We start from the raw sequence: 26,844 nt of genomic DNA, 5'->3' as shown, positions 1-26,844 counted from the left end.
TTAAGTTGCTCCCGCCGCACTCTCGCCTTCCTTACCCCAAGTCCCACCTAACGCCTTCAGCAACAACACACTCGACTCCAATTGCCGCGCGGCGATCTGATCAGCGACGCGCTGGTTCGTCAGCGCAATCGTCTGCGCGGTCACCACGTCGAGATAGCTGACCGCGCCTGCGTTGAAGCGGTTCGTCGTGAGCCGCAACGACAGGTCCGCTGCCGTGGTGGCGCGCTGCTGGCTGGCAGCTTCGTCGGCGAGGGAGTGCAGGGCGGACAGGTTGTCCTCGACCTGCTGGAACGCCACCAGCACCGACTGCCGATAATCCGCGACCGCGCCGTCGTATTGCGCGGCCGCGCCGTGCAGGGCGGCTTTGCGCTTGCCGCCGTCGAACAGTGTGCCGGCCAGTTGCGGACCGAGCGACCAGAACAGGCTCGGCGCGCTCAGCCATGGCGCGAAAAACGTGCTTTCGAGACCCGCGCTCGCGGAGAGCACCAGATCCGGAAAAAACGCCGCATGCGCCACGCCGATTTGCGCATTCGCGGAAGCCACGCGCCGTTCCGCGGCGGCGATATCGGGGCGGCGCTCCAGCAGTTGCGAGGGCACACCAATTGGAATTGCCGGCGGAGTGACGGCCGAACCGTTCGGCGGCAGCGTGAAGGTCGATGCCGGTTCGCCGATCAGCGTCGCGATTGCGTGCTGCAACTGCGCGCGCGTCACGTCGATGTCGGTGTCCTGGGTGCGCGTCGCTTCGAGTTGCGTCGTGGCCTGGGCGACGGCGGAGGCATCGATCACACCGTTTTTCAGCTGCTGCTGCAACAGCTTCAACGCGGCGGCGTAGGCGTTCACGCTGTCGTCGAGCAGCTTCTTCTGCGTGTCGAGCGAGCGCAGCGAGAAGTAGTCGGCGGCGAGGTCCGCGCTCATCGACAGGCGCACGCCTTCGAGGTCCGCTTCGCTCGCCTGAGCATCGGCCTGCGCGCCGGTCACACTGTCGCGCACGCGCCCGAACAGATCCGGTTCCCAACTCGCCGACACACCCGCCGAATAGTCCGGCACCGTCTTGCCCGCGAGCGATTTCCCTTCGACGTTCTGCGAGGTCCGGTAGCGGTCTTGCGCGACACCGGCGGTGATGGTGGGGAAGAAGCCGGCGCGCTGATAGTCCACCATCGAGCGTGCCTGCTGAACCTGTGCGACGGCCTTGCGCACGGTCTGGTTCGACACGTCGATGCGCGCCTCCAGTTCGTTCAACACGGGATCGTTGAAGATCGTCCACCAGGGACCGCGCGGCGCAGAGTCGGCCGGGGCGGCCGGCGCCCAGCCTGGCACGGCGCCCGTATGCACGGCGCCGGTATGCACGGCGCCCGCGTACTGCGCCGGTATGTCGGCGCTCGGGCGTTGATACGCTGGCAGGGTCGAGCACGCGCTGAGCAGCGCGCCGATCAGCGTGGCCGCCAGCGCGCGGCGCGGCATCGACCGGGAAAGAGACAGGTTGATCATCGGCAAATCCTTTATCTGACGAAGCACTCAGCCGTGCAGGGCCGGCATGATCTGAACCATCTGGCCGGTGGAGATCGAATCGCCGGGGTTGTCGATCACGCGGTCGGTGGCGGCGAGTCCGGTCGTGATTTCCACGTGCGTGCCGAAATCGCGGCCGATATGTACGGTCTTGAGCAGCGCCCGGCCATTGCCGTCGACCACGGCGACCGTCACGCCGTCCGGCCTGAACAGCAGCGCGCTGACCGGCAGATCGAGCGCGGGCGTGACCGATTGCAATTGCAGATGCACCTGCGTGTAAGCGCCGGGCAGCAGCGCGCCGTCCTTGTTGTCCACGTCGACTTCGACGCGCAACGTGCGGCTCGAAGGATCGATCGAACCGGTGCTGCGCGCCACCTTCGCCGCGATGCGGCGGCCCGGATACTGCTGTGCGGTCAGATACACGCCCGTGGCCGGCGTGACGTACGGCGCGTCGTTCTGCGGCACATCGACGAACACGCGCAGCACGCCGATCTGCTGGATATGGAACAGCTCGCCCGACATGCCCGCGGCGCCGGGCCTGCCGCCCGCCGTCACCAGCGCGCCGACATCGACGTTGCGCGCGGTGATCACGCCGTCGAACGGCGCGGTGATCTTTTCGTACGAGACGAGTTCCGCGAGATGAGCGACGTTGGCCTGCGCCGACGCCAGCATCGCGCGCCGCGCTTCCATGTCGCTCACCTTGGTGTCGGCGTCCTGCTGCGCGACCGATTGGGTCTTGAGCATGTCCTGCCAGCGCTGCGCGGTGGTCTTCGCGTAGTCGAAATTGGCTTGCGCGGTGGCTTCGTCGGCGCGGGCCTGGCGCAGTTGCGCGTCCAGATCAGGGGCTTCGATCGTCGCGAGCACCTGGCCGCTTTTCACCTGCGCGCCGATGTCGGCGTTCCAGTGCGCGAGATAGCCGCTGGTGCGCGCATAGATGGAGGCTTCGGCGAACGGCGTGACGGCGCCGGGCAGCAGCAGTTCGTTGACGGCCGGCGCGGCGCGCGGCGCGACCACCGACACGCTAAGCATGCTTTGCGCTTGCGTCTGCTCTGTCAGCGCGGCGCTCGCATGCAAGCGCGGCACGATGCCGATGATCAGCAGGACGGCTGCAAGTCCGCTCAGCGCGAACGGCCAGAGACGGCGGCGCGGTTCCGCGTTCGTCTCGCGGTTTGAAATGGCGGCAGCGGTTGGTTTGTCATGCGTGGATTCAGAGGATGAAGCTGACGCAGTGGACGCAGCGGCATGCGCGCGCGCGCCGCTGTCTGATTCCCGCGCGGGCGGGGCTGTTGGAGCGGAGTCAGCGACGCCCGGCGCGTGAGTTCCAGCAGCATGAGCGGCGCCTGGCGCGCAAGTTTCAGCAGCGTTCGCCGCCAGTTCTGCCTGCCCACCCAACTCCGGCGGAAGTGATGAATCGTTCATAAAAAGGTCTCGTCGAAATCAAAGAGTGCGGGCGGTGACTGCGGATTCATGCTTTTCGCTGCGTGCCGCGCGGCGCTTATCGAGCCACGCATGCACCATCCCGTAGACGACCGGCACGAACAGCAAGGTCGACACCGTGCCGAGCGCGAGGCCGCCGATCACGGCGCGGCCGAGCGGCGCGTTCTGTTCGCCGCCGTCGCCGAGGCCGAGCGCCATCGGCAGCATGCCGATCAGCATGGCGAGGGCGGTCATCAGCACCGGACGGAAGCGGCTGAAGCCGGCTTCGAGCGCGGCCTGCAACGGCGGCTTGCCGCCGTGATGAAGTTCACGCGCGGTGTTGACGACCAGGATGCTGTTGGCCGTGGCAATGCCGATGCACAGAATGGTGCCGGTGAGCGCCGGCACGCTCAGGCGAGTGCCCGTGCTGAACAGCATCCACGCGATGCCGGCGAGCGAACCCGGCAAGCCGCTGATCGTGATGAACGGGTCGAGCCACGACTGGAAGTTGACCACCATCAGCAGATAAACGAGGCCGATGGCGAACACGAGGCCGCTCGCGAGACCGCTGAACGAATCGTGCATGGCCTGCACCTGGCCGCGTACGACGATGGATGCGCCAGGCGGCAATTGCGGCCGGATCTGCTCGACGAGCCGGTTGACGTCGGCCGCCACGCCGCCGAGATCGCGCCCTTGCCCCGACGCGAAGATATCGAGCACCGGCTGCACGTTGTAATGCGAGACGACGGCTTGCTGCGTGCCGCGCGTCAGCGTGCTCAACGCGCCGAGCAGATTTTGCGGCGCGGGGCCGGTACCGGTTGCCGGGAACGAGGCCGTGCCCGCGGCCGCTGCCATCGTCGCCGCACCACCGTTCGACGCGACCGGAATATTGGCAAGCGCCTGCAACGAGTTGATGTCGTATTGCGGCATCATCGCCATCAGCGGATAGCTCACGCCGTTGCGCGGATCGAGCCAGAAATTCGGCGTGGTCTGCGAACTGCCGGAGAGCGAGATCAGCAGGTTCTGCGATACATCGCGTTGCGACAGGCCAGCCTGAATCGCCCGCGTGCGATCGACGTTGACGTTGATCGCGGGCGCGTCGCCGGGCTGTTGAATGCGCGCGTCGACGAGGCCGCGCACACTGCGCAGTTGCGCGAGCAGGCGGTTCGCCACCGCGCGGTTGGCGTCGAGCTTGTTGCCGACGATCTGGATATCGATCGGCGCGGGCAGCCCGAAGTTGAGAATCTGGCTGACGATGTCGGCGGGCAGGAAGGCGAACGTGACACCGGGGAAATCCTTGGTCAACGTGTTGCGCAGCGTCGCCACATATTGCGCGGTCGGCTTGTGTTTCGGTGCGAGCGTGATCATCACGTCGGCATCCTCGGGGCCGATCGGATCCGACGAGTCGTAGGTCAGATTGATACCGCTCACCGGCACGCCGATGTTGTCGAGCACCGCCGCGAGCTCCTGCTTCGGGATCACGTCGCGCACGCGGGCTTCGACCTGGTCCGTGATACTCGCGGTGTCTTCGATGCGCGTGCCGGTCGGCGCGCGCAGATGCAGACGGATCTCGCCGGTATCCACAGCCGGGAAAAAGTCGCGACCCGTGAACGGCACCAGCGCGAGCGAGCCGAGGCAAAGCACGAGGAAGATCGCGATGAAGCGCTTCGGGCTCGCTATGGCCGCGCCGAGCACGCCGCGATAGCGTTGGCGCAGCGCCTCGAAGCGCTGCTCGAAGCCAGCCTGAAAGCGGATCAGGCGCGCAATCGGACCGTTGCCGGTGGCGGGCGCATTGCTGCGGGCGCGCATCAGATACATCGCGAGCGTCGGCACCAGCGTACGCGAGAAAAAGTACGACGCGATCATCGCGAACACCACCGCTTCGGCGAGCGGCACGAACAGATAGCGCGCGACGCCCGAGAGCAGGAACATCGGCACGAACACGATACAGATCGACAGTGTCGAGACGAAAGTCGGCACGGCGATTTCGCCGGAGCCGTTCAGGATTGCGTCCTGCAACGTTTCGCCGTTCTCCAGGTGATGCGTGATGTTTTCGATGGCGACGGTGGCGTCGTCGACGAGAATTCCCACCGCGAGCGCAAGCCCGCCGAGCGTCATGATGTTGATGGTCTGGCCGAGCGCGGACAGTGCGATCAGCGAGGTCAGCACGGCGAGCGGAATCGACACCGCGATGATCAGCGTGGCGCGCCAGCTGCCGAGAAACAGCAGGATCATCACGGCGGTGAGGGCGGCGGCGATCAGCGCCTCGCGCGCCACGCCCACCACGGCCGATTTCACGAACACGGATTGATCGGACAGCGCGGTGATATGCAGCGCGCTCGGCAGGCCGGCCGCGATATGCGGCAACATCGCCTTGACCTGCTGGATGATGGTCAGCGTCGAGGTGCTGCCGGATTTTTCGATGGTCAGCAGCGCGGCGCGTTTGCCGTCGCTGCGCACGATGTTGTTCTGCGGCGCATAGCCGTCGCGTACGTGAGCGACATCGCGCACGTACACCACGCCGCCGGCCACGGTCTTGATCGGCAGATCGTTGAGCGCGGCCACCGTGTCGGTGCTGCCGTTCATTTGCACGTTGTATTCCTTCGTGCCGATCTTCGCCGTGCCGCCCGGCAGAATCAGGTTCTGCGCGTTAACGGCGTTGACCACGTCGAGCGGGGCGAGTCCCTTGGCCTGCAACGCGCGCGGGTCGATATCCACCATGATCTGCCGGACCTTGCCGCCGAACGGCAGCGGCACCGACGCGCCTTGCACCGTCGCCAGTTGGGTGCGGATCTGGCTGTTGCCGAGGTCGTAGAGTTGCTGTTCGGAGAGCGTGTCGCTCGAGAGGCCGAGTTGCAGGATCGGCACCGTGGAGGCGTTATACGTGATGATGTTCGGCGGCAATGTGCCGGGCGGCAGCACGCGCAGGATCGAGGCCGAATTGGACGCCGCCTCCGCGATCGCGCGATTGATGTCCGCGCCCGGATGAAAAAAGATCTTCACCACCGAGACGCCGTTCAGCGATTGCGATTCGATGTGCTCGATATCGTCCACGTCCGAAGTCAGCGCACGCTCGTAGTTCGACGTGATGCGACTGGCCATGTCCTGAGCCGAGAAGCCGTTGTAGCTCCAGACGATGCTGACTACCGGGATATCGATGTTCGGGAAGATATCGGTCGGCGTGCGCAGTATCGCGAGCGGGCCGACGATAAAGATCAGCACGGCGAGGACCACGAAGGTATAAGGGCGGCGCAGCGCCAGCCTGACGATCCACATGACGGGTTCCTGAAAATAGGTGGAGGCACGCGTCGATGCAGCGCTGTGGGGCGCGTGACGCGGGCTTCGTGAGTCAGGAGTGTGGCGTGGGGGCGCTGACGGGCTGCCGTCGGTTAGATTACCGTTCTGTTATGTGGGCGCTGATGTGACGTACCGAAACGGCGCGTGGCGTCTCAAGAGGCTGGTGTAGATAACAGAACGGTAATCTCATGGTCAGTGCTCCGACAGGAGAAGTGACAAGAATGGGAAGCGTGGTTCAGGCCACTTATTCCTTGCCCCTACCCGGAGAGACATCATGAAATTATTTACCGCCGTTGCCGTCACCGCGCTCAGCCTCGTGTTCGGCGCGAATGCCTTTGCGCAAACGAGTCCGTCCGGGCTCACGCACGCCGATGTGATGGCGCAGTTGCATGAAGCGCAGGCCGAAGGATTGCTGCCGACACGCAAGAACGACTATCCGCCCTCGGCCGCCGAAGTGGCGCGAAATCGGGAGATCTATGCGATCCAGCACGGCACGGATGGCGCTGCGGCGACGCGCACCGCGCAGATGCCGGCGGCGCAAGGAGAACCGGCTTCGAATTGAGGCGTGGGCGAGTAGCTCAGCCCACATTCGAAGCGGACCGGTTGCCAGCCGTTCAGGATCGCCGGGAGGTGTCGGCCGCCGCCCACTCGACCGCGGCGTCGAACAGGCTGCTTCCCGCCGCCGACAGATTGCCGAACGTATCGTTGTTCAGAAAAAACATGACTCTTCGTGCGGGCGCGAGCGACTCGTAGTCCATCGTCGCGCCTTTCTCGTACGCGAAAATCGCCGCTTTCTCCGGCTGGCCGTACAGGGTTGCGATGATCGTCGCGCCGAGCCCCGGCTTGCCCCAACTCATCGCGGCCTGCTTGCCGTAGACATTCGTCACACCCGCGGGCAAGCCGGCCGCGATCGGATGCGGCGCATTGACGAGCCACAGATAGCGCTCCTTCTCCGCTTCGCCGAAATCGACATCGTGACGCTTGCCTGTCATCGCGAAGTCGTCGAGCAAGTCGTTCTCCCAGGTGAGCAGCGGTTTGGCCAGATAACGCCAGCCGCTCGCCACCTGTTTCGACGACACCGTCGACGAGATCAGAACCAGATCGGCGTCGCCGACGGCCTCGGGTGGCCGCGCCTGATCCAGCATGCGCACGTTGTAGCCGCGCGCGCCGAGGTGCGCGGCGATTTTCTGGTCGACGGTGATAGCCGGGCCGTCGAGTTGCACGACCATTGCTACCTTCTTGCCCGTGCCACGGCCGTCATTCGACGTGGCACGCGCTGCCGGCATCGTGAGTGCCGCGAGTGCGCCGAGGCCGGCAGCGGCGGTGAACAGCCTGCGGCGTTTGCGTGCGAACGCGTGGTCGCTGAGCGTGCCGCGATTGAGGAGTTTCATGAAATATCCCGTGCCGTGTTGATCGATTGAGCGCACATGTTCCACTTGCGCGCGATACGCGCGCCGTTCAGAACTCGAGCGTGGAGAGCAGGGCAACCTGACGCGCGTCGCCCACCGACACGAAATACTTGTTCACGCTCGACGGGTAGTAAGTCTTGTTGAACAGGTTCTTGACGTTGAGCTGGAACGACAGGTGGCGGTTGCCGAGTTTTGTCTCATACGTGGCGAAGGCATCCGCGACGGTGTACGAAGGCAGCGTAAAACTGTTCGCCGAGTCGCCCGGGCGCGCGCCGACGTAATGCGCGCCGCCGCCCACGCGCAACTGGTCGCCGCCGAAGATCGCGCCGAAGTCGTACACCGCCGCGAACGACGCCGTGTTCTGCGGCGCGTTCCACAAACGGTTGCCGGCATAGAGCGGATCTTCGGTGGTCTTCGCGTCGAGATAGGCGTAGCTCGCGATCACGCTCCAATGCTGGCCGATCTGACCCGCCACATCGAGTTCCACGCCGCGCGAGCGCGCCTTACCGGCGGTGCGCCAGTCGGTCAGCTTGGTGGTGTCGTTGTACTGCTGCACCAGCACGTTCTTCTTGTCGATATTGAAGAGCGCCAGCGTGCCGGTCAGGCCGCCGGGCATCGCCATTTTCGCGCCAAGCTCCCACGAGGTGGCTTGCTCGGGCGCCACCGACGAATCGATCACCACGCCGGACGAGAGCGGCGCGATCGTCGAAGTCGGCCTGAGCGACTGCGAGTAGCTGCCGTACAGCGACACCGTCTCGGTCCATTTGTACACCACGCCCGCGCGCGGCAGCCATTTGCTGCCGTTGATATCGGTGTTAGTGACGAACGGGCGGCCCTTGCCCGCGATCTGGTTGTAATCCAGAAAGCGCGCGCCGCCGCTCAGTATCCACTTGCCGCCCAGGTGCAGACTGTCCTGGAAGAACAGCGAGCGGTCGTGCAGCGTGTCGGTCTGATCGCTGTCGCTCGCCGACACCGTGGTCGACGGGCTTTCCAGACCGTAGACCGGGCGGAAATAGTTGAACGTATATTTCGTGGCCTGGCGCAGCAAGTCCTTGCGATAGATGCGCCGGTATTCATCGTCGACGCCGACTTGCAGGTCGTTGCGCAAACCGGCGATGTCGAAGTGCCCGTCCACATACGCAATCGCGTAGCTGTCCGTGCTGAGCGCGCCGTGCGTCGCGTCGTTGCTGCGCGAAACGGCGCCTGTCGTGCTGTTGATGCCTTGCACGCGCAACTGGTTTGCGTCGTAGGTCTCGCGGTTGTAGCTGTAGCCGAAGTGGGCCTTCCAGTCGGCGTTGATCTGATGATCGACGCTGAGTTGCGCGAGATGCGATTCGCCGTCCATCTCGTTGAAGGGTTCGTCCAGCCGTTCGCGGCTTGAAATCGCGAGGGGCTTGTTGGTCTTCGGATCGAGCGCGGTGCCGCGGTCGAACGGATACATGAAGTTGCGGTTTTCGTACGAGGCGACCACCTGCGTATCGCGCCCATACCATGCGAGCGAGGGCGCGACGAGCGTCTCGCGATGCTCGCCGAAATTGCGCCAGTACTGCTCTTCGGTTTGATCGACCACTAGCCGGTAAGCCAGCCCCGAGTCGCCGATCGGACCGGTCGTATCGAGCGTCACGTCGCCGCCGTTGCGGCCGTGGCCGTATGTCGAGCCGCCCACCGAGAGCGCGTGATAAGGCGTGAGCAAGGGCTGCTTGCTCACCACGTTGATGACGCCGCCCGGGTCCATGATTCCGTACAGCAGCGAGGTCGGCCCCTTGAGCACTTCGACGCTGTCCGCCGCCGCGTTCAGGCCGCGGCCCTGCACGAGCGGCATGCCGTTGTGCATGATCGAGCCGTCGCGGTTACCGCCGAACCCGCGCTTGAGCAAGGTGTCCTGCGTGCCGGCCAGCGTATTGCCCTGCACGATGCCGCTGACGTTCGCGAGCGCGTCGTCCAGATTGCGCGGACGCTGGTCGCGCAGCACCTGCGCGGGCACCACGGCGACGTCCTGCGCCGTGTCGAGGATCGGCGTGTCCGAGCGCGTCACTACGGCTTCGGCGGGTGGACGGTAGCTGCCGGCTTTCACCAGCCGCGACGTGACGGCCACGGTGGGCAGCGTCATGCCGTCCTCCGCTGCCGAACTGGCGTGCTCCACCAATGTGTAGCCGCCGTTGGACTGTTGCACCGCCTCGAGCCCGGTGCCGCGCAGCAGGCGCTCGAGCGCCTGCGGCACGGCGTAGTCGCCATGCAGACCTTCGCTGGCGCGGCCGGCCGTCAGCGCGGCCGGGAACGACAGCAGCAGTCCGGTTTCGCGACCGAAGCGATTCAGCGCGCCTTCGAGCGGCCCGGCCGGGATGTCGTAGCTGTTACGCGCCGCCGCTGTGCTGACGGATGTGTCGGCTGAAGGTTCGGCGGCGAGCGCCATGTTGAACGGCAGCCCCGCCGAAATCAGCGCGGCCGTCGCAATATGCCGGGCCATGTGCGCCGGCGCCCGCATGCGCGGAACGCCGCGGCTGCCGCGCTGACTCCGGCCGGCGCCGGTCTTTCGATACTGTCCCATGTTCAAAGCTCGCAGGAAGATAGACGATGTGTTGCTCTCATCTCCCTTGTCACGCGAGATTCGAAAACGGCTCACAACTGGCGAAATATTTTTTTCGGGCGAGGGGCGCGGAGGTTGTCATGCACGCGGCGCGCGCACGGTGACCCAATAGCGCGTCATGAAGACGACTTCCACCGGCAAGATTCTGGCGACGGTGTCGAGCACGCGATCGGTGTCCGCGAGCGGGTACGTGCCGGACAGACGCAAATTCGCCACGTCAGGATCGCAACTCAGATGGCCCGCCCGGTAACGCCCGAGTTCGTCGACGAAATCGCCGAGCCGCATGCCGCTCGCGACGAGCAAACCATCCGTCCATGCGGCATCGTTCTCGCTGATCGGCTCCAGCGCGCCGACGTCGGTGCGCGTGAAACGCGCACGCTGCCCGGCGCGCACGACCGGCGCGAGGGCCGGGGCCTCCGCGGGATTGATCCGTACCGCGCCCTCGAACACGTCCAGGCGGCACAGCGTGCTTTGCTGGCGGACCGCGAAGCGCGTGCCGAGCGGCCGCAAACTGCCCTGCGCCGTCTCGACGATGAAAGGCCGCCGCTCGCCATCGGCATGCCCGGTTGCGATCATGATTTCACCGCTGACGAGACGCACGCGCCGCTCGGCATTCGTGAAGCGGATGTCGATGGCGCTGTCGGTGTTCAGCGTGACGCGCGTGCCATCCGCAAGCGTGAGGCTGCGGCGTTCGCCAAGGGCGGTATGCGCGTCCGCATTCCATGCCCGCCACGGCGCATGCTCGCTGGCGATCCAGCTCGCGCCGCCGGCGAACAGCAGCGTCGCCAGCGCCTTGACGCCGGCCCGGCGCCGCGACGCGCCGGTGCGCGTGAGCGCGGCACGCGCGGCGGCCGCGCTGGCGGCGTCGCCGGTTGCATCGGTGAGGTTGCGCAAACGTCCGCTGACACTGCAGATGTGCTGCCATGCGCGTTCGTGGTCGGGATGCTCCGCGCGCCACTGCGCGAGCGCCAGCTGCTGGGCACGCGTGTCCTTGCCGGATTGAAGTTCCATCCACCACACGACGGCGCGCATGGCGACGTGCTGCGCAACGTCGGGGCGCTCGCTCCCGTTCAGGCCTGCCATGCGGTTACGCGGCGAGCGCGAAGAAGCACTGCGCACCGGCGCGCACCAGATGGCGTTTGACAGTCGCGATGGAGATTTTCAGTTGCGCGGCGATCTCGGCGTGCGTCAGACCGTCGAGCTGGGCGAGCAGAAACGCGCGCTTGACGGCGATCGGCAAGCGCTCCAGAAGGCTGTCGATCTCGCACAGCGCTTCGAGCAGCAGCGCGCGATCTTCGGGCGATGGCGCGAACTGTTCCGGCACGAGGGCGAGGGCCTCCAGATACGCGCGCTCGATCTGCTCGCGGCGCCAGTAATTGGCCATCACGCGTTGCGCGACTGTGGTCAGGAACGCGCGCGGCTCGTCGAGCGCCAGAGGCTCATCACGGGCGAGCAGGCGCAGGAAGGTGTCGTGCGCGAGGTCGGCCGCGCGATGCGCGCAGCCGAGCTTCCTGCGCAGCCACGTATGAAGCCAGCCGTGATGATCGCTGTAGAGCGCCTGCATGTCGCCATGCAGGGTCGGATTGTTCGCCGCCATGACCCGCCGTGTGCGCCGGATCGAATGATGCGGCGTCTCTGTAAATGAGAACGATTCGCATCATAGCATGTTGAAAATGTAAGGTGAAAATGCTTTTTTTACCTGGCGGCGAAGTCCGGAGGGAGGCAGGCTGGACGCTATGACCGGTCTCGGCTGCGTGCCCGCGTCGCGCCGGTGATAACGGCGACGCCGAGCAGAATGACCGCCACGATGGCGATCGTATGTTGCGCGACGTGCATGGCCATCAATCCCCATGACACGCCGCCGATCAGAATGATCCAGCCGACCAGGTAAATAAGCAGGGTCATCTTTTCTCCTCGTTCGAATCGACGTAGTAGGCCTATCGAGTAGCAGGATTCGCGCCCGAGGCCGGCTTGTCAGGCCGGAGTCCGGAAGCGGAAGGAGAGAAGTGCGATGGAAGAACGCGGCTTGTCCGCGTCAGCCGCAGGCCGGCGCGGCCTTCTTGCACGCATCCGCCAGTTGCGGCGGCGGATCCTTTTTGAACACCGTCTTATAGGATTCAAGCACGTTCGACTGAACCACCGGCAACGACTGCACACCGATCCACGCCGGCGGCGTCTGACCGATCAGCGCCTTCATCATCGCCATGGCCTCGGCCACGCCTTGATCGTATGGACGCTGCGAACCGGTCGCCTTCAGCGGCCCGCCCTTGGCGATTTCGATCGCGGATTGCAGGCCCAGATCGACCGTCGTCATGGGAATCGTCACCCCTTGCGCGCGCATCGATGTAAGCGTGTCCAGCGCCGGTTGGTCCCACACGGCGAACAGACCCTTCACGTCCGGATTGCCGGTGAGAAAGTCACCCGCGATCTGACCGACTTTAGACGGGTCCGTGAAGGCGACCTGCTTGATCTTGATGTCCGGACGATTCTTCTTCAGCCAGTCGTTGACGGCCTTGGTACGCTCCGTCGTGCTGAAGTAATCCACGCCGAAATTCACGAGCCCGACGGTCGCGCCTTGCGGCACGCACGAGGCCAGCACTTTCGCCGCGATCTGGCCGTTGCCTTCGCTGTCCGCCGAGACCATCGCCGAGTATTCTTCCGGATGCTTCAGGCCGGTCGGCACGTTGTCCATGAACACGAGCTTGATGCCGGCCGCGGACACTTTCTTGTAAGTCGCCGCCGTCGCCGTGCCGTCGACCGGAATGGAGATGATGCCGTTCGGGTGGCGCTGGATCGTGTTTTCGATATCGGCGATCTGCTTGTCGACCTGATATTCCGCCGACGCCGTGCCGATCACTTCCACGCCGTACTTCTTCAGCGTATCGGTAATGCCCGCCACCTGAAGTTGCGACCAGTCGAGATTCATGGTCTGCATCGAAATGCCCACCTTGAACTTGCCGGCCTTGATCTTGGCGATGTCGGCGTCGGTCAGCTTCACGGCATCCACCGAGGCGGCTTTTTCGCCGTTCGGTCCTTGCCCGACGATGCCCTTCGGGCCGATCGAGCCTGCGGGAATGCCGGTCACGCATTGCGCGTAAGCACCCGAGGAAGCCAGACAGGCGACGGCGGCGACCGCCATGACACTGGCTAACGCTATTCTTGAACCACGACGTTGTTTCATGTTTCTCCTCCGTTGGTCTTCATGTCTGTGCTTCGCGTCTTCACGTCCGAACTGCCTTGTTTCCTGCCTACTTCCTCGTAAACGCAACCGCCGCGACGATGATCACGCCTTTGATCACCAGTTGCAGCGACGAACTCACGCCGAGCAGCACCAGCCCGTTATTGAGCGTGCCGATGATCAGACTGCCGAGCAGCGTCCCCAGCACGAAGCCGCGTCCGCCGAACAGACTGCAGCCGCCGAGCGTGACCGATGCGATCACATCCAGTTCCATGCCTTGCACGACGTCGGGCCGTGCCGCGTGCGAGCGCGCGGAGAGCACGAGCGCGGCGAGTCCGGCCAGCATGCCGGTCAGAATGAAGGCGAGGGTGGTCACGCGCCGCGTGTTGATGCCCGAATACAGCGCCGCAGTCGGATTGCCCCCGGCCGCGTAGATTTGCCGGCCGAACACGCTGTAGTGCAAGAGCAGAATGCCGGCGATCACGGCGAGCAGCGTCCAGATGATCGGCACCGGCACGCCGAAAATATCGCCCTCGCCGAAGATCGAGATGAACGAGTCGTTATCGATGATCACGGGCTTGGTGGTCGTGACCATCAGCGCGAGTCCGCGCGCGGCGCTCAGTGTGCCGAGCGTGACGAGAAACGAAGGAATGTTCACGCGCGTGGTCACGATCCCATTGATCGCGCCGACTATCGCGCCGGTGCCGATGCCGGCAATCGCGCCGATCACCCAGTTGTTGCCCACATACGCCATGGCGAGCGCCGCCGACATACCCGAGAGCGCCAGCGTCGACCCGACGGAAAGATCAATTTGCCGCGCGATGATCACGAAGGTCATGCCGATCGCGATGATCGAGACGAGCGCGGTTTGCCGGCCGATATTCAGGAAGTTGTCGATGGACAGGAACCACGGCGACGCGAAGCTGAACACCACCAGCAGAATCGCGAACGCGGCATACAGCGCATAAGGTCGGTCGCCTTGCAGCAGGGCTTGCGCGATGCGCCGCATACGGCTTTTCTGCGGCGGCGATGCCTGCCGTTCGGCAGTCAGCGGCGAGACAGATTCATTCATGTTGCTAACGCCTCGAGGGAAGAACGGGAAAGTTGGATCAGGTGATGCAGCGCTTCGGCGTTGACGAGTTCCGCGCGCTCGACGGTGTTGACAATGCAGCCGTCGGCGACAATCGAAATACGGTCGCACAGGCGCAGGAGTTCATCGAGGTCCGACGAGACGACGAGCACGCCGGTGCCGGCTTGCGCGGCGTCGTTCACCACGCCGTAGATTTCCTCGCGCGCGCCGACATCCACGCCGACCGTCGGTTCATCGAGCATGAGCAGCTTGGGGCGCGGCTGATTCCACTTCGCGAAGACCACTTTCTGCTGATTGCCGCCGGATAAAAACTTGACTGCGGTGGAGGAGTTGGGCGCTTTCACGGCCAGCTCTTTCATGGAACGCTTCGCCTGCTGAACGGCGGCCTGGCTGCGCAGCCATCCCCAGCGGGAAAAATGCGGCAAGCGCGGCAGCGTCAGATTGCGTTCGATCGAATGATCGAGCACGAGCCCTTCCAGGTGACGATCCTCTGGCACGAGCGCCACGCCGAGTTGAATAGCCTCGGCGGGTGTGATGCGCGAGCGCGTTCGACCGTCCAGCTCGATGCTGCCGGCGTCGACGGATCGCAGGCCAAAGACCGTTTGCAGAATCTCGGTGCGTCCGCTGCCGATCAATCCCGCGAGTCCGTGGACTTCGCCGCGCCGAACCACGAGATCGATGTGATGCAGGCGGTCGTTGCTGACGTTCGATAACTTGAGCACGGGCGCGGCGTCGGCGTTGGACGCTGGTTCCGCTACCGGCAACGCGCTTGCGGTAGTGGCCACCACTGCGGCTCCATCGCCCACCGCCGTTTTCTGCCGCGCCTGCAACGCGGCATGAGCGGGACCGACGATCGCCGCCACCAGTTGCTTCATATCCGTTTGCGCCGTCTGGAATGTGCCGGCATTCGCGCCATCGCGGAACACGGTCACGCGCTGCGAAATCCTGAACACCTCGTTCAAGCGATGCGTCACATAGATCACGCCGACGCCGCGCGCCGTGACCGCGCGAATCGCGTCGAACAGAATCTGCTCTTCGCCGCCGGTCAACGCGGAAGTGGGTTCATCGAGTATCAGGACGCGCACTTCGCCCATCAGCGCCTTGCAGATCTCGGTCATCTGGCGGTAAGCGAAGGGCAGCGAGCCGACCGGTACTTTCGGATCGAGTGGAATGCCGTGCGAGCGCAGGAACTCGCCGACCGTCGCCATGAGCTGACGATTTTTCACGAAGCCCAGACGCGTGCGCGGCTCGCGTCCCAACATGAGATTGGCGCCGACCGAGAGCGATTCGACGAGACTCAAATCCTGATAGACCACGGCGACACCCGCGTCGCGCGATTGCGCGGGCGAGTCGAACGCGACTTTCTGGCCGGCGATTTCTATGACGCCGTCGTCGTAAGCATGCACACCGCTCAAGATCTTGATCAGCGTGGATTTGCCCGCGCCGTTTTCGCCGAGCAGTGCGTGGACTTCGCCGGGCAACACTTCGAGGTTGACGCCGCGCAGCGCGTGCACGCCGCCAAATCGTTTGGTGACGCCCGCAACACGGATCAATGGAACCTGAGGCGATGACGCGGCCGCGACCGCAACCGGCTCACTCATCTGACATGTCTCCTTCGTCCACGCGACGAAATTCTTTTCTTTGTATAACGCTATCCGGCCGAAACCGTGTTGTGATCTTCGCATCATGAATATGGTGCGTCAATAACATTCACGGGCGTTCACCGGGCTCAACCGCTTGATGATGTAACGATTGCTCGCAAAGCTTGTTATGATTCTATCAATCGTTGTAGCATAAGTGCGAACAAATTGTCGGCGGCTGTTGTGCGTCGCATCATATTTTCGGATGTCTTATGCCAGAAGCCCCAATGCAGTCTTCATCGGTCGTCGCGCTGCGCGGCACACCGATCGTTCATCCCGAGCGCAATCCCGGCATGCCGTTCGACGCCTCCTGGCTCGACGGCCTGCGCGTCAACCAGTCGGCGGTCGAGCGGCGCACGGCCACGCTCGGCACGCGCCGCAGCGTCAAGAAAGATGCGCAGGCGGCCTGGCTGCTCAAAGCCGTCACTTGCATCGACCTCACCACGCTCAACGGCGACGACACCGAAGCCCGCGTGCGGCGGCTCTGCGCGAAGGCCCGGCAGCCGGTGCGCGCCGATCTGCTCGAAGCGCTCGGCATCGCGCCGCAAAGCATCACGACGGGCGCGGTGTGCGTGTATCACCGCTTCGTCGCGGCGGCGGTCGATGCGTTGCACGGCAGCGGCATTCCGGTTGCCGCGGTCTCTACGGGTTTTCCTGCGGGCCTGATTCCGCATCCGTTGAAGCTGAAAGAGATCGAAGCCTCGGTCGCGGACGGGGCGCAGGAAATCGATATCGTCGTCACGCGTGAATATGTGCTGACCGGCAACTGGCAGGCGCTCTACGACGAAGTGCGCGACTTCCGCGCGGCTTGCGGCCCGGCGCATCTGAAAGCGATTCTTGCCACCGGCGACATTCGCACGCTCTCGAACGTGGCGCGCGCGTCGATGGTGTGCATGATGGCCGGTGCCGACTTCATCAAGACCTCCACCGGCAAGGAAGGCGTGAACGCGACGCTCGACGTGTCGCTTGTGATGGTGCGCATGATCCGCGAATACCAGGAACGCACCGGCGTGCTGATCGGCTTCAAGCCGGCGGGCGGAGTATCGACTGCGAAGTCCGTGCTGTCGTATCAGATCCTGATGAAAGAAGAACTCGGCCGTGCGTGGCTCGAACCGGAGCTGTTCCGGATCGGCGCGTCGAGCCTGCTGGCCGATATCGAACGCCAGCTCGAACATTACGTGAGCGGCCGTTACTCCGCTTTCAACCGTCACCCCGTAGCCTGAACAGAAGACCGATCCCATGAGCGTAGCCGAGTATTTTTCATCGATGGAGTACGGTCCCGCACCCGAGGACGATCAACCCGCGCGCGCCTGGCTGGCGCAGCATGAAGATGGCTTCGGGCATTTCATCGGCGGTGCGTGGCATGCGCCGGCGGCGGGTGAGCGTTTCGCTTCGAACGCGCCCGCGACCGGCGAGCAACTCGCTGATATCGCCCAAGGCGACGCGGCCGATATCGACGCCGCCGTAGCCGCCGCGCGCGCCGCGCAGCCGGGCTGGCTCGCGTTGGGCGGCGCCGGACGGGCGCGGCATCTGTATGCGCTTGCCCGTATGGTGCAGCGTCATAGCCGGCTGTTCGCCGTGCTCGAAGCGCTCGACAACGGCAAACCGATTCGCGAAACGCGCGATATCGACGTGCCGCTCGTCGCGCGTCACTTTCTGCATCACGCGGGATGGGCCCAATTGCAGGAGAGCGAGTTCGCGGATTACGCGCCGCTCGGCGTGGTCGGTCAGATCGTGCCGTGGAATTTCCCGCTGTTGATGCTCGCGTGGAAGATCGCGCCGGCCATTGCCACGGGCAACTGCGTCGTGTTGAAACCGGCTGAATACACGCCGCTCACCGCGTTGCTGTTCGCCGAACTCGCGCATCGCGCGGGTTTGCCGGCCGGCGTGCTGAACGTCGTGACCGGCGACGGGCGCACCGGCGCGGCGTTGGTCGAGCATCCGCAAGTCGACAAGATTGCCTTTACCGGCTCGACGGAAGTAGGCCGGCTGATCCGTTCGGCCACGGCGGGTTCGGGCAAGTCGCTGACGCTCGAACTCGGCGGCAAATCGCCCTTCATCGTGTTCGACGACGCGGACCTGGATGGCGCGGTCGAAGGCGTGGTCGACGCAATCTGGTTCAACCAGGGGCAAGTCTGCTGCGCGGGCTCGCGGCTGCTCGTGCAGGAAGGCATCGAAGCGCGTTTCGTCGCCAAGCTGAAACGGCGCATGGAGACGCTGCGCGTGGGTATGTCGCTCGACAAGAGCATCGACCTCGGCGCGATTGTCGATCCGGTGCAGCTCGAACGTATTCAATCGCTGGTGGAAACCGGCCGGCGTGAAGGCTGCTCGGTGTGGCAGTCGCCCGATACGACGATGCCTTCCGGCGGCTGTTTTTTCCCGCCGACGCTCGTCACCGGCGTGGCACCGGCTTCCACGCTGGCGCAGGAAGAAATCTTCGGCCCGGTGCTGGTGACGATGAGCTTCCGCACGCCCGACGAAGCGATCGCGCTCGCCAACAACTCGCGTTATGGACTCGCCGCGAGCGTGTGGAGCGAAACCATCGGCCGCGCGCTCGATGTCGCGCCGCGCCTCGCGAGCGGCGTCGTCTGGATCAACGCGACGAATCTGTTCGACGCGGCGGTCGGCTTCGGCGGTTATCGCGAATCGGGCTATGGCCGTGAAGGCGGGCGTGAGGGCATCTACGAATATCTGAAACCCCGGGCGTGGCTCAAGCTTGCGGAGCGTCGGACGGCGCAAGCCGTCGTGCGCGACGTGGCCGCGCTCGATCCGTTGTCGAACGTCACCTCGATCGATCGCACCGCGAAGCTGTTTATCGGCGGCAAGCAGGCGCGTCCTGACAGCGGCTATTCGCTGCCGGTGCATGCGCCGGACGGCACACCCGTCGGCGAAGTCGCCGCGGGCAATCGCAAGGACATCCGCAACGCGGTCGAAGCGGCACGCGCGGCGCAGAAATGGTCGCAGGCGAGCACGCATAACCGCGCGCAAGTGCTGTTCTATCTGGCGGAAAACCTCGCCGTGCGCGCGGACGAATTCGTGCGCCAGCTCGTCGTGCGAAACGGTGCGACGGAAGCCGCAGCGCGTGCCGAAGTGGATGCCTCCGTGCAGCGTCTTTTCACGTACGCGGCGTGGGCCGACAAATTCGATGGCGCCGTGCACACGCCGCCGTTGCGCGGCGTCGCGCTGGCCATGAATGAGCCGCTCGGTGTGATCGGCATCGCCTGCCCGGACGAAGCGCCGCTGCTCGGCTTCGTTTCGCTGGCGGCGCCCGCGCTGGCGATGGGCAATCGCGTCGTGGTCTTGCCGAGCGAAGCGTCGCCGCTCACGGTCACCGACCTCTATCAGGTGGCCGAGACTTCGGACGTGCCCGGCGGCGTGCTGAACATCGTCACGGGTGAACGCGGCGCGTTGCTGCCCGCGCTCGTCAAACACGACGACGTCGACGCGGTCTGGTGCTTCGGCAGCGCGGCGGATTCGACGCTGGTCGAGCGCGAATCGGTCGGCAACCTGAAGCGAACGTTTGTGGATTACGGCCGCCAGTTCGACTGGTTCGACCGCGCCAGCGAAGGCCGGCCGTTCCTGCGTCAGGCGGTGCAGGTGAAGAACATCTGGATACCGTACGGAGATTGACCGGCTGATCCGGTAACCGTACCGAACGTCTCAATGTAAAGACACGCACGCCAACCAGAAAATGGAGGAGACAACGTGCTGAAGAATCTGGATTTGCCGTTGCAGACAGCGGTGTTGTGCGCATGTGAAGCATCGGCTCAACGCCTTTTGAATCAGGCTGCCCTGCAAAAAGGGGAGCACGCATGAACACGCCTGCGCAACCCAAGGGAAAAGGGCGCGTCGTCATTCTCGGCATCTATGTGACCGATCTGACGTTCCGCGCGGGACGCATGCCGCAGATCGGCGAAACCATCGCGGGCACGGCGTTCGCCATGGGGCCGGGCGGCAAGGGCTCGAATCAGGCGGTCGCTGCCGCGCGGGTCGGCGCGGACGTGGTGTTCTGCACCCGCATCGGCAACGACGCGTTCGGCTCCATTGCACGCGCCACGTGGGCCGCTGAAGGCATCACCGCGCGCGCGTCGGTGATCGACGGCGTGTCGACGGGCGCGGCGCACATCTTCGTCGACGACAACACCGGCATGAACGCGATCATCGTCGCATCCGGCGCGGCCGGCACGATGGAAGCCGCCGACGTCGACGCAATTGAAGCGGACATCGCCGACGCCCGCGTGTTCGTCACGCAACTCGAGCAGCCGCTCGCGGCCGCGCGCCGCGGGCTGGAAGTGGCGCGCAAGCACGGCGTGATCACCGTGTTCAATCCGGCGCCCGCCATGCCGCTCGACGACGCCATCTTCCCGCTGTGCGATTACATCACCCCGAATGAAACCGAAGCGACCGCTTTGACCGGCGTGCCGATCGCGAACGCCGACGACGCCCGCCGCGCCGCCGACGTGTTGCTCGCCAAAGGCGTCGGCACGGCGATCATCACGCTGGGCGAGGGCGGCGCGCTGCTGCACTCGGCGAATCAATCGCTACTCGTGCCCGCGTATCACTGTGGCCGCGTGGTGGAAACCGCCGGCGCCGGCGACGGCTTCACGGGCGGCTTCGCGGCAGCGCTCGCACGTGGCGACGATGCGACCACCGCATTGCGTTTCGGTTGCGCGCTCGCCGGTATTTCCGTGACGCGTCCGGGCACGGCGCCTTCCATGCCGACGCTCGACGAAGTGAATCAAGTGCTGAACCAGCCGAGCCAGCCGGCCGGCGTATCCCAGCCATCCTGAACTGACCGTTTGCGAAGCCTGAAGGAGCGTGTCGTCACCATGAAGTCTGCGTTCACCGCTGGAAAACTGTTCGGCGACCGGCAACTGAATTTTCTGCTGATCGTCAACGTGCTCGTCGTGCTGGTCGCGACGTGGCTCTCGCGCGGCCAATTCGTCGATATCGACAATCTGCAGTCGATGGGCGGCCAGTTGCCCGAACTCGGCTTGCTTGCACTCGGCATCATGCTCTCGATGGTGTCGGGCAACGGCGGCATCGATCTCTCGGGTGTCGGGCTCGCCAACCTGTCGGGCATGGTGGCCGCGCTGGTCGTGCCGCGCTTCGTCAATGGCGACGACTCGCCGGCGCTGTACACGTCGCTCTTTTGCGTGATCGTCGTGGCGATGGGTTTGCTCGGCGGACTGCTGAACGGCGTGGTGATCGCGCGCCTCAGACTCACGCCGATTCTCTGCACGCTCGGCACGCAGTTGCTGTTCACCGGTTTTGCGGTGGTGCTCAGCAACGGCGCGTCGGTGCACGTCGATTACGTGGACCCGCTCTCGAATATCGGCAACGGTACGGTGTTTCAGGTGCCGATCGCGTTCTGCATCTTTATCGCGGCGGTGATCGTGCTCGGCTGGCTGCTCAAACGCAGTCCGTTCGGCTTACGTCTCTATCTGATGGGCACGAATCCGAAGGCGGCTTTTTATGCCGGCATTCCGCGCGCCCGCATGCTGATCACGACGTATGCGATGTGCGGCGTGCTCGCGTCGCTGGCCGGGCTGATCAGCGTGACGCATACGTCCAGCGCGAAGTGGGACTATGGCAATTCCTATCTGCTGATCGCGATCCTGATTGCGGTGATGGGCGGCGTGAATCCCGCCGGCGGTCATGGCCGCATCATCTGCGTGTTTTTCGCCGCGACGGTGCTGCAGTTTCTCTCCAGCCTGTTCAATCTGATGGGCGTGTCGCAGTTTTTCGGCGACTGCGCGTGGGGGTTTCTGTTGCTGTTGTCGCTGGCGTTTGCGGGCGGCGAACGGGTGCGCGCGATCTTCGGCTTCGGCGGCGGGACGGGCGCTACGAATGCGGCGAGTTCAGCGAGTTCAACGCCAAAAAGTTAGCGGCGTTGCATGGAGTTTCAGTACGCGGCGGACAACGAGCCCAGGCTGTCCGTGACGGTGAAGTGGGCGACATCGAACGATAAAGGAGACATTGCATGAAATTGACTCGACTGGGTGCCGCGCTCGCGGCAGGCGCGCTGACGGTAGGCGTGATCGCCGCCGCGCAGGCTGCCACGAACGAAACGATCGTCACGGTCGTCAAGGTGACCGGCATCAACTGGTTCAACCGCATGGACGACGGCGTCAAGCAGTTCGCCAAGGACAACCCCAACATCAACGCGTATCAGACCGGCCCGGGCCGTGCGGACGCGGCGCAGCAACTGAAGATCATCGAAGACCTGATCGCCAAGAAGGTCACGGCCATCGCCGTGGTCCCCTATGATCCGCCGACGCTCGAACCCGCGCTGAAGAAGGCGATGGATCGCGGCATCAAGGTGGTCACGCATGAAGCGGACAACGCCAAGAACACGATGGTCGACATCGAGGCGTTCGACAACACCGCTTACGGCGCGGGCCTCAACGAGCGGCTCGCTTCGTGCATGCACGACGACGGCAAGTGGGCCGTGCTGGTGGGCTCGCTCGGCAGCCGCTCGCAGGTGCAATGGGCGGACGGCGGCATCGGCAACGCCAAGGCCAAGTATCCGAAGATGAACCTGGTCGAGCCGAAGCTCGAAACCAACAACGACGGCGAGCGCGCCTATGAAGTCGCGAAGGAAGTGCTGCGCAAGCATCCGGACCTGAAGGGCTTCCAGGGCTCGTCGTCGCTCGACGTGATCGGCATTGGCCGCGCGGTGGAAGAGGCCGGCATGCAGGGCAAGATCTGCGTCTACGGCACGGGTCTGCCGACGGAAGCCGGCAAGTTCCTCGAAAGCGGCGCGATCAACGGCATCGCGTTCTGGGATCCGAAGCTCGCGGGCATCGCGATGAACAAGGTCGCGCAGATGCTGGTGGACGGCAAGACGGTTGAAAACGGCGCCGACCTCGGCATTCCGGGCTACACGAAGGTGACGGTCGCTAAAGGTCCGGGCAAGGGCATCATCGTGCGCGGGCAGGGCTGGGTGAACGTCGACAAGTCGAACTACAAGCAGTATCCGTTCTGAACTTTGCGGCTTCCGGTTTTTGTTTCATGTGCCATGGCGTCCTCGAAAGGGGACGCCTCAACCTGTGACTCGCTACAATGAATCAAGACGCAACCTCACCGCAGTCACCACGGTGGTCACCGCAGCCTGATGCCTCGCAGCCGTTTTTGCAGGTTGTCGGCGTGCACAAGCGCTTTACCGGCGTGCATGCGCTGCGCGGCGTGAGCCTGTCGTTCGAGCGCGGGCAGATCTATCATCTGCTCGGCGAAAACGGTTGCGGCAAGAGCACGCTCATCAAGATCATTTCCGGCGCGCAGCCTCCCGACGAAGGCGAGCTCGTGATCGAAGGCGTGCGGCATGCGCGGCTTTCCGCGCTCGAATCGCTCGCCGCCGGTATCGAGACTGTTTACCAGGATCTCTCGCTGCTGCCCAACATGAACGTGGCTGAGAACGTCGCGCTTACGTCGGAACTCGCCACACATCAAGGCAAGCTGGCCCGCACCTTCGACCGGCGCGAACTGGCGCGCACGGCCGCACGCGCGCTCGAAGCGGTCGGCCTGCCCGGCAACGCGGAGTTTCAGGCCACGCTGATCGAACAATTGCCGCTCGCCACGCGGCAACTCGTGGCGATTGCCCGCGCGATCGCGAGCGAGGCGAAGTTCGTCATCATGGACGAGCCCACCACGTCGCTCACGCAGAAGGAAGTCGACAATCTGATTGCCGTGTTAGCCAATCTGCGCGCGCAGGGCGTTACCGTGCTGTTCGTCAGCCACAAGCTCGACGAATGCTATGCGATCGGCGGCGAAGTGATCGTGCTGCGCGACGGGCAGAAAATGGCGCAAGGACCGATCGCGCAATTCACCAAGGCGCAGATCAGCGAGCTGATGACAGGGCGGCATCTTTCGAATGAGCGCTATCGCGAAGGCGCGCACGAGCCCAACGTCGTGCTTGAGGTGCGCGGTTATACGCGCGCCGGCCAGTTCAGCGACGTGTCGTTCGCGCTGCACGGCGGCGAAATTCTCGGCATTACCGGTCTGCTCGATTCGGGCCGCAACGAACTCGCGCGCGCGCTCGCGGGCGTCGCGCCGGCGCAATCCGGGCAAGTGAGGCTCGACGGCAAAGCGATTTCACTGCGCACGCCCTCGGACGCGAAGAATCACCGCATCGGCTATGTGCCGGAAGACCGCCTGAACGAAGGGCTTTTTCTCGACAAGCCGATTCGCGACAACGTGATCACCGCGATGATCTCCAGCTTGCGCGACCGCTTCGGCCAGATCGACCGCGTTCGCGCGCAGGCGCTTGCGGAGCAGACGGTGAAGGATTTGCAGATCGCCACGCCGGGTGTCGACAAGCCGGTGCAATCGCTGTCGGGCGGCAATCAGCAGCGCGTGCTGATTGGCCGCTGGCTTGCCATCGATCCGCGCGTGCTGATTTTGCATGGACCGACGGTCGGCGTCGACGTCGGCTCGAAGGACATCATTTACCGCATCATGCAGCGCCTCTCGCAACGCGGCATCGGCATCATTCTGATCAGCGACGACTTGCCGGAACTGCTGCAGAACTGCGACCGCATCTTGATGATGAAGAAAGGGCGTGTGGCCAGCGAATATCAGGCCGACACGTTGAGCGAAGCCGATCTGTATCACGCGCTGCTTTCGGAAGCCGCATAAAGGACGTTCCCATTTATGAACTCGCGCATCGATTCGCGCCTGAACCAGACTATGACCACCCCGACCGTCGTCGAAGTCGCCCCCGAGGTCAAGCCGCCGAGCTTGCGCACCAAGCTCGCGCGCAATCCCGAATGGTTCACCCTGGCATTAATCGTGGTGACGTGCCTGATCGTCGGTGCGATCAATCCGCGTTTCTTTCAATTGGCGACGCTGTTCGACCTGTTGCATTCCGCGACGACCATGTCGCTGTTCGCGCTGGGCACGCTCGTCGTGCTGGCCTCCGGCGGGATCGACGTGTCCTTCACGGCGATTGCCGCGCTGACGATGTACGGCATCACCAAGGCCGTGTTCGCATGGTGGCCGGATGCGCCGTTTGCGCTGATCCTGATCACGGGCGCGCTCGGCGGCGTCGTGCTCGGCATGGTGAACGGACTGCTGGTGCATCGGCTGAAGGCGCCTTCGCTGATCGTCACGATCGGCACGCAGTATCTGTATCGCGGGCTGCTGCTGACGTTTATCGGCACGACGTTCTTCATGAACATCCCGCACAGCATGGATCATTTCGGCCGCATTCCGCTGTTTTTCTATCACACCGCTGACGGCTTGCGCGCCGTGCTGCCGGCGTCGGTGGTGGCATTGGTGGCGGCCGCGGTGGTCACGTGGTGGCTGCTGAATCGCACGATGATGGGACGCGGCGTCTATGCGATGGGCGGCAGCCTCGCGATTGCCGAACGGCTTGGCTACAACCTGCGCGCGATCCATCTGTTCGTGTTCGGCTATACCGGCATGCTGGCCGGCATAGCGGGCATTCTGCACGTGTCGAACAACCGGCTCGCGAATCCGTTCGATCTGGTGGGCACGGAACTCGATGTGATCGCCGCCGTGATTCTGGGCGGTGCGCGCATTACGGGCGGCACCGGGACAGTGGCCGGCACGTTGCTCGGCGTGGTGCTGGTCACGCTGATCAATAGCGTGCTGATTCTGGTGGGCGTGCCGAGTACGTGGCAGAAGGTGATTATCGGCGCGTTCATTCTGATCGCCGGGACGCTGTTCGCCTTGCAGCGCAAGAACTGAAGATTTTTGAAGCGGCGGCCTCGGCGTTGCTCGCCGGGGGCCGCAAATGCAGCGGTGAGCAAGCGCGCCTAGCGGCGCTTGCGATGCTCCTGGCCTTTCTCGGTGATGATGGAGTCGAAGTCGTCCACTTGCGAGAAACGCACGGCTTTCACCACGCCGAACTTGCTCTGGTCCACCACCAGGTGCCGCTCGACCGCGCTCGCCATAGCCGCCTGTTTCAGCGCAACCTCATGAAAATTCCAGCACGTCACGCCGCGCGCCGTGTCTACGCCGCCGGCGGAAATGAACGCCTTGTTGATGCCCATGCGGCGCAACATCTCCAGACTTTCTTCGCCCGCGAACGAATCGGAAGAGGGCACGTAGACGCCGCCCAGCAGAATCATCCGCACATTGGGCTTGCGCCGCAAAATCTCCGCGACGTTCAGCGAATAGCACACCACCGTAACATGCCGCTCGACCGGAATCAGCCTGGCCAATGTGGTGAGCGTGGTGCCACAGTCGATGAACAGCGTCTCGTTGTTGCCGATGAGTCCCGCCGCGATCGCCGACGCCTCGGCCTTGGCCTGCGCGAAGTGGTCTTTCTCTTCTTCGAGTGAGTAGCCGGCGTTGTTGGGGACGTCGGTCGCGCTGACGATATAGCCGCCGAGATACGTGAATCGCTCGGGACTGCCGGCGATGTCGCGCCGCACAGTCATTTCCGAAACGCCCAGCAGGCCGGCGGCGTCGCGCAGGCGCATCACGTTTTGCCGGCCCAGTGCATCGGCAAGGGCGCGGAGGCGGTCGGGTTTCAGCATGGAGCTCCTGTCGCGCAGTGTGTGGAGGGGCGTTACGTTTTGTTCGATTTGGTGAAAGAATTATAACAAGAGGCGGTGCGCACGGCGAGCGGGATATCGTTGTCTGGGAGGATTGGAGGCATCCGTTTTCATTTGTTTCGGCGCTGTCTTGCTCGGGCACGTTGCCGAAGTCAATCGACAGATATAGCTCTCTTGCCTGAGGCTAGCCGCACAGCT

Annotated in this window: 20 protein-coding genes; 8 read left to right on the top strand and 12 right to left on the bottom strand. The window is 64.3% G+C overall.

Annotated features, from left to right (window positions below; genetic code table 11):
- The 3 genes from ACFSNN_RS33225 to ACFSNN_RS33215 are packed head-to-tail and all read right to left on the bottom strand — an operon-like array spanning position 1 to position 6,198.
- Positions 1-1,488 (bottom strand): efflux transporter outer membrane subunit, encoded by a 1,488-nt coding sequence (locus ACFSNN_RS33225; protein ID WP_134464575.1) that lies wholly within the window; start codon positions 1,486-1,488, stop codon positions 1-3.
- A gap of 27 nt (positions 1,489-1,515) precedes the next feature.
- On the bottom strand, positions 1,516-2,925 hold the full coding sequence (locus tag ACFSNN_RS33220; protein ID WP_134464577.1) for an efflux RND transporter periplasmic adaptor subunit: 1,410 nt from the start codon (positions 2,923-2,925) through the stop codon (positions 1,516-1,518).
- A gap of 18 nt (positions 2,926-2,943) precedes the next feature.
- Positions 2,944-6,198 carry an efflux RND transporter permease subunit gene (locus tag ACFSNN_RS33215; protein WP_134464579.1) on the bottom strand — a complete coding sequence of 1,085 codons (3,255 nt, stop codon included), beginning with the start codon at positions 6,196-6,198 and terminating at the stop codon, positions 2,944-2,946.
- Positions 6,199-6,493: 295 nt separating this feature from the next.
- Here ACFSNN_RS33215 and ACFSNN_RS33210 point away from each other — a divergent pair, with 295 nt between their 5' ends.
- The gene (locus ACFSNN_RS33210) at positions 6,494-6,781 is read left to right on the top strand and encodes a DUF4148 domain-containing protein (RefSeq protein WP_134464581.1); all 288 of its coding nucleotides are present in this window, start codon (positions 6,494-6,496) and stop codon (positions 6,779-6,781) included.
- 52 nt (positions 6,782-6,833) lie between these two features.
- On the opposite strand, the gene ACFSNN_RS33205 is transcribed toward ACFSNN_RS33210, so the two are convergent.
- The 8 genes from ACFSNN_RS33205 to ACFSNN_RS33170 form a co-directional block, all read right to left on the bottom strand.
- Complete coding sequence (locus ACFSNN_RS33205; protein ID WP_134464583.1) at positions 6,834-7,610, bottom strand: hypothetical protein; 777 nt, start codon at positions 7,608-7,610, stop codon at positions 6,834-6,836.
- A 67-nt stretch (positions 7,611-7,677) separates the two neighbouring features.
- The gene (locus ACFSNN_RS33200; protein WP_377689181.1) at positions 7,678-10,041 is read right to left on the bottom strand and encodes a TonB-dependent siderophore receptor; all 2,364 of its coding nucleotides are present in this window, start codon (positions 10,039-10,041) and stop codon (positions 7,678-7,680) included.
- 252 nt (positions 10,042-10,293) lie between these two features.
- On the bottom strand, positions 10,294-11,298 hold the full coding sequence (locus tag ACFSNN_RS33195; RefSeq protein WP_134464585.1) for a FecR domain-containing protein: 1,005 nt from the start codon (positions 11,296-11,298) through the stop codon (positions 10,294-10,296).
- Between the two features lie 4 nt (positions 11,299-11,302).
- Positions 11,303-11,812, bottom strand: coding sequence for a sigma-70 family RNA polymerase sigma factor (locus ACFSNN_RS33190; RefSeq protein WP_134464587.1), 510 nt, complete (start codon positions 11,810-11,812; stop codon positions 11,303-11,305).
- Positions 11,813-11,949: 137 nt separating this feature from the next.
- On the bottom strand, positions 11,950-12,120 hold the full coding sequence (locus ACFSNN_RS33185; protein WP_012427067.1) for a hypothetical protein: 171 nt from the start codon (positions 12,118-12,120) through the stop codon (positions 11,950-11,952).
- Positions 12,121-12,250: 130 nt separating this feature from the next.
- Positions 12,251-13,396: a substrate-binding domain-containing protein gene (locus ACFSNN_RS33180; protein ID WP_134464589.1), complete on the bottom strand. Its 1,146-nt coding sequence runs from the start codon at positions 13,394-13,396 to the stop codon at positions 12,251-12,253.
- Positions 13,397-13,463: 67 nt separating this feature from the next.
- The gene (locus ACFSNN_RS33175; RefSeq protein ID WP_106308951.1) at positions 13,464-14,465 is read right to left on the bottom strand and encodes an ABC transporter permease; all 1,002 of its coding nucleotides are present in this window, start codon (positions 14,463-14,465) and stop codon (positions 13,464-13,466) included.
- Positions 14,462-16,084: a sugar ABC transporter ATP-binding protein gene (locus ACFSNN_RS33170; RefSeq protein WP_134464591.1), complete on the bottom strand. Its 1,623-nt coding sequence runs from the start codon at positions 16,082-16,084 to the stop codon at positions 14,462-14,464. The genes ACFSNN_RS33175 and ACFSNN_RS33170 overlap by 4 nt, the downstream gene beginning before the upstream one ends.
- 251 nt (positions 16,085-16,335) lie before the next feature.
- Between ACFSNN_RS33170 and deoC the strand changes: the two genes are divergently transcribed.
- The 7 genes from deoC (at position 16,336) to ACFSNN_RS33135 (ending at position 25,834) form a co-directional block, all read left to right on the top strand.
- The gene (gene deoC, locus ACFSNN_RS33165; RefSeq protein ID WP_134464593.1) at positions 16,336-17,346 is read left to right on the top strand and encodes a deoxyribose-phosphate aldolase; all 1,011 of its coding nucleotides are present in this window, start codon (positions 16,336-16,338) and stop codon (positions 17,344-17,346) included.
- A 16-nt stretch (positions 17,347-17,362) separates the two neighbouring features.
- Positions 17,363-19,753: an aldehyde dehydrogenase family protein gene (locus ACFSNN_RS33160; RefSeq protein WP_134464595.1), complete on the top strand. Its 2,391-nt coding sequence runs from the start codon at positions 17,363-17,365 to the stop codon at positions 19,751-19,753.
- Between the two features lie 182 nt (positions 19,754-19,935).
- Complete coding sequence (gene rbsK / locus ACFSNN_RS33155) at positions 19,936-20,913, top strand: ribokinase (protein WP_134464597.1); 978 nt, start codon at positions 19,936-19,938, stop codon at positions 20,911-20,913.
- Between the two features lie 39 nt (positions 20,914-20,952).
- Positions 20,953-22,011 (top strand): ABC transporter permease, encoded by a 1,059-nt coding sequence (locus ACFSNN_RS33150; protein WP_134464599.1) that lies wholly within the window; start codon positions 20,953-20,955, stop codon positions 22,009-22,011.
- 95 nt (positions 22,012-22,106) lie between these two features.
- On the top strand, positions 22,107-23,111 hold the full coding sequence (locus ACFSNN_RS33145; RefSeq protein WP_012427059.1) for an autoinducer 2 ABC transporter substrate-binding protein: 1,005 nt from the start codon (positions 22,107-22,109) through the stop codon (positions 23,109-23,111).
- 77 nt (positions 23,112-23,188) lie between these two features.
- On the top strand, positions 23,189-24,760 hold the full coding sequence (locus ACFSNN_RS33140) for a sugar ABC transporter ATP-binding protein (protein ID WP_134464601.1): 1,572 nt from the start codon (positions 23,189-23,191) through the stop codon (positions 24,758-24,760).
- Positions 24,761-24,775: 15 nt separating this feature from the next.
- Complete coding sequence (locus ACFSNN_RS33135; protein ID WP_134464603.1) at positions 24,776-25,834, top strand: ABC transporter permease; 1,059 nt, start codon at positions 24,776-24,778, stop codon at positions 25,832-25,834.
- A gap of 68 nt (positions 25,835-25,902) precedes the next feature.
- Here ACFSNN_RS33135 and ACFSNN_RS33130 read toward each other — a convergent pair whose 3' ends face one another.
- The gene (locus ACFSNN_RS33130; RefSeq protein WP_106308974.1) at positions 25,903-26,628 is read right to left on the bottom strand and encodes a DeoR/GlpR family DNA-binding transcription regulator; all 726 of its coding nucleotides are present in this window, start codon (positions 26,626-26,628) and stop codon (positions 25,903-25,905) included.
- Positions 26,629-26,844 lie beyond the last annotated feature (216 nt).

It is taken from the genome of Paraburkholderia dipogonis, assembly GCF_042680985.1.
In the GTDB taxonomy this organism is placed as follows: Bacteria; Pseudomonadota; Gammaproteobacteria; order Burkholderiales; family Burkholderiaceae; genus Paraburkholderia; species Paraburkholderia phytofirmans.
The sequence above is the reverse complement of the archived record's forward strand: the minus strand, read 5'-3'. Positions and strand labels throughout refer to the sequence as shown.

Excerpts from the sequence above, each read along its gene's own strand:
- ACFSNN_RS33225 (WP_134464575.1), bottom strand. The coding sequence starts at position 1,488 with ATGATCAACCTGTCTCTTTCCCGGTCGATGCCGCGCCGCGCGCTGGCG.
- ACFSNN_RS33220 (WP_134464577.1), bottom strand. The coding sequence starts at position 2,925 with ATGAACGATTCATCACTTCCGCCGGAGTTGGGTGGGCAGGCAGAACTG.
- ACFSNN_RS33215 (WP_134464579.1), bottom strand. The coding sequence starts at position 6,198 with ATGTGGATCGTCAGGCTGGCGCTGCGCCGCCCTTATACCTTCGTGGTC.
- ACFSNN_RS33210 (WP_134464581.1), top strand. The coding sequence starts at position 6,494 with ATGAAATTATTTACCGCCGTTGCCGTCACCGCGCTCAGCCTCGTGTTC.
- ACFSNN_RS33205 (WP_134464583.1), bottom strand. The coding sequence starts at position 7,610 with ATGAAACTCCTCAATCGCGGCACGCTCAGCGACCACGCGTTCGCACGC.
- ACFSNN_RS33200 (WP_377689181.1), bottom strand. The coding sequence starts at position 10,041 with ATGGCGCTCGCCGCCGAACCTTCAGCCGACACATCCGTCAGCACAGCG.
- ACFSNN_RS33195 (WP_134464585.1), bottom strand. The coding sequence starts at position 11,298 with ATGGCAGGCCTGAACGGGAGCGAGCGCCCCGACGTTGCGCAGCACGTC.
- ACFSNN_RS33190 (WP_134464587.1), bottom strand. The coding sequence starts at position 11,812 with ATGGCGGCGAACAATCCGACCCTGCATGGCGACATGCAGGCGCTCTAC.
- ACFSNN_RS33185 (WP_012427067.1), bottom strand. The coding sequence starts at position 12,120 with ATGACCCTGCTTATTTACCTGGTCGGCTGGATCATTCTGATCGGCGGC.
- ACFSNN_RS33180 (WP_134464589.1), bottom strand. The coding sequence starts at position 13,396 with ATGAAACAACGTCGTGGTTCAAGAATAGCGTTAGCCAGTGTCATGGCG.
- ACFSNN_RS33175 (WP_106308951.1), bottom strand. The coding sequence starts at position 14,465 with ATGAATGAATCTGTCTCGCCGCTGACTGCCGAACGGCAGGCATCGCCG.
- ACFSNN_RS33170 (WP_134464591.1), bottom strand. The coding sequence starts at position 16,084 with ATGAGTGAGCCGGTTGCGGTCGCGGCCGCGTCATCGCCTCAGGTTCCA.
- deoC (WP_134464593.1), top strand. The coding sequence starts at position 16,336 with ATGCCAGAAGCCCCAATGCAGTCTTCATCGGTCGTCGCGCTGCGCGGC.
- ACFSNN_RS33160 (WP_134464595.1), top strand. The coding sequence starts at position 17,363 with ATGAGCGTAGCCGAGTATTTTTCATCGATGGAGTACGGTCCCGCACCC.
- rbsK (WP_134464597.1), top strand. The coding sequence starts at position 19,936 with ATGAACACGCCTGCGCAACCCAAGGGAAAAGGGCGCGTCGTCATTCTC.
- ACFSNN_RS33150 (WP_134464599.1), top strand. The coding sequence starts at position 20,953 with ATGAAGTCTGCGTTCACCGCTGGAAAACTGTTCGGCGACCGGCAACTG.
- ACFSNN_RS33145 (WP_012427059.1), top strand. The coding sequence starts at position 22,107 with ATGAAATTGACTCGACTGGGTGCCGCGCTCGCGGCAGGCGCGCTGACG.
- ACFSNN_RS33140 (WP_134464601.1), top strand. The coding sequence starts at position 23,189 with ATGAATCAAGACGCAACCTCACCGCAGTCACCACGGTGGTCACCGCAG.
- ACFSNN_RS33135 (WP_134464603.1), top strand. The coding sequence starts at position 24,776 with ATGAACTCGCGCATCGATTCGCGCCTGAACCAGACTATGACCACCCCG.
- ACFSNN_RS33130 (WP_106308974.1), bottom strand. The coding sequence starts at position 26,628 with ATGCTGAAACCCGACCGCCTCCGCGCCCTTGCCGATGCACTGGGCCGG.